Source organism: Flectobacillus sp. (genome assembly GCF_049240685.1).
In the GTDB taxonomy this organism is placed as follows: Bacteria; Bacteroidota; Bacteroidia; order Cytophagales; family Spirosomataceae; genus Flectobacillus.
Genome location: NZ_JBMLSD010000146.1, coordinates 1 through 9,791, shown reverse-complemented (window position 1 = coordinate 9,791; position 9,791 = coordinate 1). Strand labels below are relative to the sequence as shown.

The 9,791-nt window shown below is 36.4% G+C and carries 5 protein-coding genes; all 5 read right to left on the bottom strand.

Annotated features, from left to right (window positions below):
• Positions 1-413 precede the first annotated feature (413 nt).
• Positions 414-2,147, bottom strand: a complete 1,734-nt coding sequence (locus ACOVQ4_RS06655) for an alpha-L-fucosidase (RefSeq protein WP_421819870.1) — start codon at positions 2,145-2,147, stop codon at positions 414-416.
• Between the two features lie 102 nt (positions 2,148-2,249).
• Entirely contained in the window at positions 2,250-3,884 is a 1,635-nt protein-coding gene (locus ACOVQ4_RS06650) for a RagB/SusD family nutrient uptake outer membrane protein (protein ID WP_421819869.1), read from the bottom strand.
• A 36-nt stretch (positions 3,885-3,920) separates the two neighbouring features.
• Positions 3,921-7,277, bottom strand: coding sequence for a TonB-dependent receptor (locus ACOVQ4_RS06645; RefSeq protein WP_421819868.1), 3,357 nt, complete (start codon positions 7,275-7,277; stop codon positions 3,921-3,923).
• 216 nt (positions 7,278-7,493) lie between these two features.
• A complete protein-coding gene (locus ACOVQ4_RS06640) occupies positions 7,494-8,579 on the bottom strand; it encodes a FecR family protein (protein WP_421819867.1) in 1,086 nt (361 codons plus the stop codon).
• A 108-nt stretch (positions 8,580-8,687) separates the two neighbouring features.
• Positions 8,688-9,299: an RNA polymerase sigma factor gene (locus ACOVQ4_RS06635; protein ID WP_421819866.1), complete on the bottom strand. Its 612-nt coding sequence runs from the start codon at positions 9,297-9,299 to the stop codon at positions 8,688-8,690.
• Positions 9,300-9,791: the final 492 nt, after the last annotated feature.

Below are 9,791 nucleotides of genomic sequence, written 5' to 3'. Positions count from 1 at the left end.
AAATTGTAAACATGGTAGCCATTGCAGTCGTTGAAGCTCAAAATAAATAGGCCTTGAATTAGCTTGCAAGAATGAGTTAGTAAGTAAGCAACATTAGATTTAAGTTTTGTACCTTCTATAAATAACTTAAATCTAATGTTGCTTACTTTTTTTTATTAGGAAAGATTAAATCAATTACATAGTTGTAACATTGTCAATCGACGAAACGAGAAACCATCATTAACTTGGACTCTCTTTTTCACTAAATTTTGTAAAACAATTTCAAACTGTTAAAAAATGAGTCAAAGACCAAGGCTTGAACTAGTGAATCCAATTATGTACAATAATCGGAGCTGCAACACCTGCCTACTATATTTATTTGATTATAAACTTATTATAACAAAAAACACCATTAAACAACAACTTTCTCTTAATCATTCTATCTTAAAAACTACGGAAGTTGCATAAGGCATCTTTGATGGGCAAGTAATTGTTAAATCGTCAGCTTCTTGTTTCCAATGAAGTTTCCCCTTGTAACCAAGTAACGAAACCTTCTTGACACTTTGAGCATAATGACCAGCATTTGCACCTAAAGATTTTATTTTAACAGTGGTATTTGGAGAAGGTACTGTCATACAAAAAGCATAAAGTGAATTGTCTTTTCCAACTGTAAATCTAAAATCTGTTTCATTGAATTTAAACTCAGCGTGCCTTTTCGTTAAGCCCCCCCCTGGCAACATTTTCAACTTATTATTGATGATTTCTCCTTCACCAGGAATATTCCAAGCCTTGCTACCATAAACCGCCGCTCCATTTCTACGCATCCAGATACCTACTTCTTTTAACATTTTTAAACTACCTTCGTCCAAAGAACCATCGGGTAAAATAGAGATACAAAGAGCCGCATTACCATCACGTGCGATAGCTTCGATGACATATCTAATCATCATTCCTGAATCATAAGTAAAACCAGGAGCATAAAACCAGTCTCCAACGGGTGCTTCAGCAATCCAAGGTTGAGCGGTATTGATTTTTTCAGGAACGCCAAATTCTTCCGTATTCACTGTACCATTGGTATTATCACGGAATTTTACAATACTGAAGGTATTTACGTTACCCCTTCTTTGAAGAGTACGGTTGTAAAAATCAGCAATTACGTGTTGCATGGCATCGGCTTTTATCCCTGTTCCTGTGCCATTTCCAGTAAATGGACCTTGCACAGTACCATCAGTATAAATAAAATCAGGGTCATAGTGTTCTACAACGTCCATCATTCGTAAAGCCCAATTAGTGGTGTACCATTTGGCATAGTCAAGATGGTTTGAAAAAATACCCGCTGGGGATGGCGTCCAATCGGTATGTGCATTTTGTTCTACTCCTTTATATTCTCTGAGGTCGATACCATAAAGCATTCGAGGGTCATAGCCTTCCCACCATTTTCCTTTGCCATCGGCAAGCGTCAGGTGTCCGTCGTAAGGAATCCCTTTTTTGTCTCCTTCTTTATCGCTTCCAAAGGCTGTTTGCCACCACCACCATGTATATTCATGGTGAAAAGTTACGCCAAAACGCATTCCATCGGTTCTACAGGCTTTTGCCCATTCTCCAATCAAATCACGTTTAGGACCGATATTGACAGAATTCCAAGGCTGATATTTTGACTTCCATAAATCATAATTATCATGATGCACGCCTTGAATCATCAAATATTTTGCACCAGCATCTCGGTATATTTTAGTAAGTTTTGCTGGATTAAGTTTGACAGGATTCCAGTCACGCAATACTTCTTTATAGCCAACTTCTGATGGATGTCCGTACTTTTTTAAATGATTGGCATAAGCTTTTTTCTCTGATTTATACAAATTACGGGCATACCAGTCACCACTTTCGCCTGCTGATTGTGGCCCAAAATGAACCCAAATACCAAACTTGGCATCACGAAGCCACTGCGGAGTGCCGGGATAGTTTTTTTCAATAGATTCCCAAGTTGGTTCAAAAGGCCCTTTTGCGATGGGAAGATTCAATTTCATTTCTGGAAAAGTTTTCCAATCTCCCACAGTTTCACTATCAACTGGTCTTGCCTTGGGAATTGTTGGTAACGGATTCTTTTCCTGAGCATACATACAAACAGGAAGTAAGAAGGGAATAAACAATGCAAATACTTTTTTCATGTGATTAGCTCTATTGAGCATTTTAATTAAAAAAACTTAGCGAATGAAAAGCAGGTTTTCATTCGCTAAGGCATTTCAGGGATATGATTTTAATGAATGATATTAATAGCCAGGATTCTGTGTAAGGTTTTTATTAATATCTCTTTCCGACTGAGGAATTGGCCACAATTCATTTCTTCCTGCGACAAAAGCTCTTTTTTGATAAAGTAAGAAACCTTGATTATCCACAGGGAAATCTTTGTAAGTAGCTGGCGAATTGGTGAGTTTCATACCTGTAAACTGTCTGTTTAGTTCGGTTGCGGCAGTGCCCCATCTCAGAATATCATAATAATGTATTCCTTCAAAAGCTAACTCTACTTTGCGTTCTCTTCTAAAGATTGTTCTCAACGAAGCTGCATCTGTTACTTTCACAGGAGGCATATTAACCGAAGCTCTACCTCTTACTTTATTGATAGTTTCATCCAATAAGGCCTGATTGATAGCATCACCAGCTTCTACTTTTGCCTCAAGATAGCTTAGAAGTACTTCAGCATAGCGAATCAAAGTGAAGTTTCCACCATAATTCATGAGGTTTCCAGCAAAGGTTGAATCCATAAACTTATTGACACAGTAGCCACTCCAATTGTATCGATTCATTCTATCAGGTGAATTACTTTCAGGTCTTGAAATGTACTTTACGCCTTTAAACACCGCACGATCAGAAATCATGATTGTTTGATCTAGTCTTGGATCACGATTATTGTAAGGGTTATTAGAGTTATATAGTGGAGATTCTTCTACCGTTTTTCCATCTATACACTCATACGACTGCACCAACTCGTTGTAAGGCGAAAACTGATGCCACCCTCCATAAGTTTCTGGATAAAGATATTGCAAAAACACGTGACTGTAAGTATCCTCATGGTATTGTGAGGCAAGAATGATTTCATTGCTATTTTCACCTGTTTGAATAAATAACTTTTTAAAACCTCCTTGCTCGATTGAATAAGCACCACTATCTATGATTTTCTTGTAGGTTGCAGCGGCATCGCTCCATTTTTTCTCTGCCATTTGTACTCTACCCAAAATAGCCAAAGCTGCTCCTGCTGTAATACGTCCCATTTCACTACTTGGGCGAGTGGTAGGTAATAAGGCAGCACTTTCTTTTAGTTCGTTTTCTACAAAAGTCCAAACCTCTGCCTTAGGCGTTCTTGTAATAGAGTTTGCCTCATCTAAGGTTAATAGCTTTTTAGGCAAAGGCACATCCCCAAAGTATAGAGCAAGGTTGAACAAACAATAAGCCCTTAGAGTACGAATTTCAGATTTTAAGATATTCTTCTTCGTTTGATCCATCTGAATAGCATCAATATGGTCTAGGAAGTTATTGCATTTGGCAATTTTATTGTAAGTATTGCTCCAATAGCTATTGGTCACCCAGTAAGAAGAGTTTAACGAACCGTCGGTAACACGGTCAGGGATTAACTCTTTCTCTGAACCTAGTCCTGCCATCAAATCAAGATAAAATACGGCTCTGGCATTCCAGAAATCCTCGCCAGACCAGCCTGCTCCGATATTATAACATCCAATTAAGGCAAGATTTGCGTCTTTTTCTGTTTTCCAGAAAGTACCATCTGAAATAGAGTCGAGTGGTTGTTTGTCAAAATAATCACTTTTACAAGCTACCATAGAGAAGTATAACGCAAACAGTAAGCCTATTTTGAAAGATGGTAGTTTTGAATATATATTTTTGAATTTCATGTCTCTCAATCGTTTAGTAAAATATGTCCTTATAATTTAGAATGATACATTTACACCAAAAGTATAAACACTTGTAAGGGGATAAAATCCATTATTTTGTGCCATTTCTGGGTCCCATCCTTGATAATATGAATTGATTGAAAGGAGATTTTGTCCACTAAAGTATACTCTAAGCCTGTCAATCTTCATTTTCTCCATCAACTTATTACTAAATGTATAGCCAACTTGTAAGCTTTTTAATCTTGCAAAACTGGCATCTCTATTCCAGAATGTTGATGTTTGAACAATCCCACTTCCTTCGTTAAGACTTGTTAATTTTGGATAAAGTGCATTTGGATTTGGGTTTTCTGTTGTCCAACGGTTTTCTACTTGCCATCTTTGGATTTGTCCTCCGTTGAAGAAGGCAAATGCTTGATAGTTATTCATTTGTTTTTGCCATCCTGCAAGTCCTTGCACTAACATTAAGAAATCAAATCCTTTGTAGTTTGCAGTAAGTGTTAAACCAAAATTGTATTTAGGAACAGTATTTCCGATAAATGTTCTATCATAAGTGGCATCTACTTTACCATCTGGCACTCCATTAGGACCGCTGATATCCTTGTATCTTATGAAGCCTGGTTGTGCAGAATAAGGTTGTTTTGCATAAGCTGCAACATCATCTGCATCTTTAAACAAACCATCTGCAACGTAACCATAAGTAACGCCTAACGACTGTCCTACAAATAAATTAGCTCCGATATTTTGTTGAAGTCCATTGGCGAGTTCAGTTACCTTGTTGTTGACCACTGTAAAGTTTGGAGATACTCCGATTTTAACCTTTCCAATGTTGGCATGATAGTTTAAGCTTGCTTCAAAGCCCGTATTTTCTACGCCTCCAATGTTTACTGGCGAAGTACTCAGACCCAATGTAGCAGAACTTGCTACGCTATAAAGCACACCAGAAGTTTGTTTTTTGAAAACACCTAACGTAAAATCTAACTTACCTTTCCATAAGCTTGCATCTAAGCCAATATCGGTCGTAGTAGTAGTTTCCCAAGTAACATCAGCGTTGCTAAGTCTAGTAGTGGCTGCACCAGACACTAAAACACCACCTAGAGAATAGTTTTGCCCCAATGAAACAATATTCTGATAAGGGTATGTACCTACATTTTGATTACCCAATTTTCCCCAGCTTGCTCTTACTTTTAGGCTGTTCACCCAAGATACATTTTTCAAGAAATCTTCTTCTGAAAGAATCCATCCTGCTGAGAATGAAGGGAAATAACCCCATCTACCTTTTGCAGGAAAGCGAGAAGTTGCATCCGAACGCATATTGGCTTCAAGCAAATATCTACCGTTGTACGAGTAGTTTACTCTACTAAAAAATGAACGCATTGACCATGCCGAAGCAGAACCTGAGTTACTCATACCTGTGGCAGAACCACCATTGATTTCGTAAAGGGTATTAGTCGGAAAATCTTTACGAAAAGCTGACATTCCCCAATCATCATATTGCTCTTGAGAAACACCACCGAGTATCGTAAACGAGTGCTGGTCTATTTGTTTAGTGTAGGTAGCTAACGACTGCATGGTTAATTGCTGTCCTTGTCCAGACGATACTGTTAAATTGTTCGGGCCAACCGTCTTGTTTGCATTAAACACAAAATCTGAAGCATAATCTTTGTTGTAGTAACTCCAGAAATTATATCCAACTTTACCACTCAAGGTTAATCCTTTGATTACCTCCCAAGCAATTTCACTACTTCCCAAAAAGTATTTGTTTGTGCCCTTGTAAAAAGACTCACTTGCCATCCATGCTTCTGGGCTGTAATTGTCTTGGTAACCATAAGTTCCATCAGATTTTTTACCTGCAAAAATAGGACCTTGTCTTACCGCATAATTGATCATGCTGTTCATACCGCCATCATATTGACGTGGAGAATGGTTTTCGGAAGTATAGCCTGCTAAGTTCACTTTTAGCGTAAGGTTATCCTTAATTTTGGTATCAGTATTCAAAAGGATATTATATTTCGAATAGCCATTTTTAGCCACGATACCATTTTGTTGCAAATACCCAATAGAAAATAGATACTTTGTTTTATCATTTCCTCCCATAAAACTTAGGTTATGGTTACTCTGAAAACCATCACCAGAAGTTAAAAGGTTTTTAAGGTGAGGTACGTTGGGATAATTATCAGGGTCTGAGCCGTTTCTGAATTTCTCAATGTCAGCATCTGTATAAGAAATCCCTGCACCTGCGTTGATATTTGCTTCATTTCTTAGCTTGGCATATTCAGCAGATTCCACAAAATCAGGTAGTTGAGTAGCATTTTGCCATCCAGCATAGCTATTATAGCTAATTTTCATTTTACCAGATTCGCCCCTTTTGGTTTCGATGAGGATTACGCCATTGGCAGCTCGGCTACCATACATCGCCGCTGAAGCTGCATCTTTCAATACCGAAATACTCTTAATGTTATTCGGGTCAACGTCATTGATAGAAGTTGCTAATCCGTCAACGAGGATCAATGCACCACCACCAGCACCATAAGAACCTATACCACGAATGGTGATACTCGCACCGTTATTACCAGGCTGTCCAGAACCTTGCGATACCGAAACACCTGTCATGAGTCCTGCTAATGCTTGAGAAGATTGTGTAATAGGTCTATCTGCAATTTCTTTAGCAGAAATACTTGAAACAGAACCAGTTAAATTGATTTTCTTTTGAGTGCCATAGCCCACAACCACAACTTCATCCAAACTTTGTTGTTCTGCTACCAGCTTTATATTTAGTTCAGTTGATTTACCTACTTGGATTTCTTGTTTTTTATATCCAATATAAGAAAACACCAAAATGCTTGAGCCATTTGGGACATTGATGTTGAATTGTCCTTTGTCATTGGTTACTGCACCTTTTGTCGTTCCTTTAATACTAATATTTACTCCGACCAAAGAAACGCCGTTTTCGTCTGCTACAGTACCAGAAACGGCTTGTTCCAGATATTCAGCTTGGGATTCTATATTTTCGTCGTTTTTTAAGGAAAGGGAATTGGACTTTTTTAGCAAAATTCGATTTCCTTGAATTTCATAGCCAATACCTAGCGGTGTGAATATTTCATGTAACACCTCTTTTAATTCCTTATTTTTGACATTAACACTTATTTTTCGCTTGGCGCCTATGCTATTGGGGCTATAGAAAAAGTTTACTTTTGCAGTATTTTCAAATTCAGAAAGCACTTCAATTAATCCCTTTTCTTGAATATGAAGGGTTACCTTTTTCTGTAACATATCTTGTCCGCTAGCATCTCTAGCGTACGACAGTGTTGTGAAAATAATCGCAATAAATATCTGTCCAGCTGAAATTTTCATAATGGATAGTAACGTTGCTAACGTTAATAGATTTTTTTTCATAAATTGTAACGTTTTTGTTTTTCTCGAAAAATTGACAAAAATATTCCCTTGCACTTCCTAGTAAGAAGTGCCTCAAGTTGCTTAAACGGGAATCACATGGAGTCGGTAAATGGTGCGAACATTTGCCGACTTTTCTTTTTTAGGAAGAATTAGAAACTTTTTTGGGTCATAGTTATTAGTAGGTTTTATAGTGTTTAAAAATACATTTGTTAGTTTTCAATAATTACATCCTTTTCCTGATATAATAATTTGAGCGTCAATTACTTGGTAACTTATTCCTGTGATTTTAGAAATACTATTTAATTTATCAAACATCGTCTCGTCAGAGAGATTACCATTAATGGTACAATCTTCATAGAGTTTCGAATCATACACGATTTTGATTCCATAAGCTTTTTCTAAATCTGAAAATACACTTGCTAAAGAAGCATTACGATAAATAAATGTCTGATTATCAGAAGAATCAGCAAGTATTTGAGGCAATTCTACAATCTTCTTTACTAACTTGTCTTTGGATAATTCATAAACCACTTCTTGATTCGGCGTAACGATTATTGTATTGGGATTGGTATGGTTGCGATCACTTGCTTGTTTTTGTGCGAGCACGGATACTTTACCTGTTTTTACAATAACCTTTTCTTCTTCAATATCGGGGTTGGCTTTAATCGTAAAACTTGTCCCCAATACCTGTGTAATTAATTTTTTGGTATAAATAATAAATGGTTTTTGTGGGTTTCTTTTTACCTTAAAGAATGCTTCTCCAACTAAATAGACCTCCCTTCTATTCTTTTCGAATACTTTAGGATATTTAATACGAGTATTTTTTTGAAGAACTATTTCCGATCCGTCACTCACTGTAATACTCAAAGGTTGATTGGAAGTATTTTGACTTTCAACAAACTCGATTTCCTTGTTGTAATTCGCCAGTTGAGGAATCTCATAATTTCTATCTTCGCGCTGATAATGGTTGATCCAATAGCCAAGTCCAATTAGTAATAATACCGATGCGGCTAGTTGCCATTGAAACCTATGCCAGTAACTCGGTTTCTCGGAGAGTTGTATTTCTAATTCGACACCACTCCATATTTTTTCAAGGGACGCATCTTCATCAATCGGTGTAGTTTGCATGGTACCAAGCGTTTTTACCAGTGATTTTGCTTCTAAAATCACTGTTCTTTTTTCTGGATGATTTTGCATAAAATCTTGCCAGAAGGTATTGGTATGTTTATCTGGATTTTGCACCCAACGACAAAAAAAATCGTCTTTTACAAAATCGATGGTGTTGTAATGAGAATAGTTCATAGCTGTCAATTATAGAATGACAAGGATAACAGAAATATATCCTATTTTTTGAAAAAAAATTTATACATAAACTGTATCTAAACAGTTAAGTGTTAATAAATCAGCGATTTATCTAATAAATGAAGAGAAAGTAAGTAGGAATAAATGGATGGAAATATGTATTGATTGACGTAAAGAGAACAAAGCTTTTTGGATGAGGTTACCCACAGAAGCATAATTTAGCTCCATAATTTCGGCAATCTGGGCATTTGAGAATTGGTGATAATATTTCAAGTTGATGACTTCACGCTGGCGTTGTGATAGGCCGTCGAAGGCTATTTTAAGGCGCTCTAAGCGTTCTTTTTGACTTTCTTCTTCAATCAGAATTCTTTCAATAGAGGCCTCAAAAAGATCTCCTCCTAGAGTTTCATCAATTTCGTCAGTATTTTTAGAAAAGTCGTATTTGACTGTTCGCATCAACTTGTTTTTCAGCGCACGGAATAAGTAAAACTTAATAGAATCGGTATCAGCAAGGTTTTCCCTGCTTTGCCATAGTTCCAGAAATAAATCTTGAAGACAGTCTTCTACAACTGATAAGTTTGAAGAGATTCGAAGCGTTACGCCATAATTCAATAAAGACTTAGCGTGTAACTGATAGATTTTGGCAAAAGCAATCTTATCTCCTTTTTTAAAGGATTGCCAAATCTCTAAATCACTGTTATGCAAGGAATTGAAAGCCAAAATATAATAGTTAATAAAATTTATAAATGAATCCAACACAGCTATTCATCATCTACAACTCAACGTGTACTTATGACACAATTACTTAAGTAAAATATTACAAAATATACTATTATAAATATTAATTTTTAGCAAAATAATACTAAAACACCACTTAGTTGATTTAGATATTCTGACAAATTTCTTTTTTACACCTAATAGGTTGTAGTAATACCTTGCTTTTCAACACAATAAATATAAGTTAATCAGAGAAAATCGACTCATCTGCTCAGTCAGTATGACAATAGGTTTAAAGCGTTTTCGAATATTCGCAGTCTAATTTTTCCAAATGCTAGAAGCATGATAACCTATCTTTTTGACGGCTTGTTCTTAGACACTCTGTAATAGAAAAGTTTCTCAGGAGTTTTATCAAAAAATATAGAATCACTTATAATATCTTTTTTAATGAATACTAAAAAATCAAACTATTTACTCAAACTACTTTTTCGACAC

Excerpts from the sequence above, each read along its gene's own strand:
- ACOVQ4_RS06655 (WP_421819870.1), bottom strand. The coding sequence starts at position 2,147 with ATGAAAAAAGTATTTGCATTGTTTATTCCCTTCTTACTTCCTGTTTGT.
- ACOVQ4_RS06650 (WP_421819869.1), bottom strand. The coding sequence starts at position 3,884 with ATGAAATTCAAAAATATATATTCAAAACTACCATCTTTCAAAATAGGC.
- ACOVQ4_RS06645 (WP_421819868.1), bottom strand. The coding sequence starts at position 7,277 with ATGAAAAAAAATCTATTAACGTTAGCAACGTTACTATCCATTATGAAA.
- ACOVQ4_RS06640 (WP_421819867.1), bottom strand. The coding sequence starts at position 8,579 with ATGAACTATTCTCATTACAACACCATCGATTTTGTAAAAGACGATTTT.